The sequence below is a fragment of the Grimontia marina genome (assembly GCF_900060185.1).
GTDB lineage: Bacteria > Pseudomonadota > Gammaproteobacteria > Enterobacterales > Vibrionaceae > Enterovibrio > Enterovibrio marinus.
This window is the reverse complement of sequence record NZ_FIZY01000252.1, coordinates 1-603: the sequence shown is the minus strand read 5'-3', so window position 1 is coordinate 603 and position 603 is coordinate 1. Positions and strand designations below refer to the sequence as shown.

Below are 603 nucleotides of genomic sequence, written 5' to 3'. Positions count from 1 at the left end.
TCCAGCGCCTCACTTATCTGAGCGAGCTTTTCTTCCTTGTCAGGGTCTCGAATATTGAGGGTAGGTGCCGCCCTACGCCAGACGATCCCGATTTTCGGTAACCAACGCCTGACCGTAGAAGCCGCCACTGTACTTTGGAATACATCATTGAGCTGCATCGTTAAAAGCTCTGTACTCCAGCGGCTTCGCTGATAACCGAAATCCTGCGGGGAAAACTGAACCAGAATAGTCAGCATCGCACACATTTCGCTAACGGGAAGCGTTGGCGGTCTGCCAACAGGCAAAGCGTGCAGGGCATCCATACCACCTTGAGTAAACCAGTCAATCCACCTACCCACTGAGGAGCGGGCTGCACTGATAATACGGCAGACATCGACAATCGTTTTGCCTTCGTGGAGTTGCATGAGAGCAATAAGTCTGCGGGCATAATCCTTGTCCTTGGTAGTCTGTATCGCTTTTTTCATCCTACGACGTTCGCCACGAGGTATCGGTGCTATGATGGCCATCACTCAGTCCTTTTGTCGGTATGTTTCGGTTTGGCGATTGATCAGATCGCACAAAGCGGACTGAGTTTCTCTTATCTTTGAGATCTACTATTAGGAA

General features: G+C 50.2%; 1 protein-coding gene. It reads right to left on the bottom strand.

Annotated elements, in window-relative coordinates:
- Positions 1-506, bottom strand: a 506-nt coding sequence (locus GMA8713_RS26280) for a helix-turn-helix domain-containing protein (RefSeq protein ID WP_198159615.1), incomplete at its 3' end; no start/stop codon positions are given.
- Between the last annotated feature and the right edge of the window lie 97 nt (positions 507-603).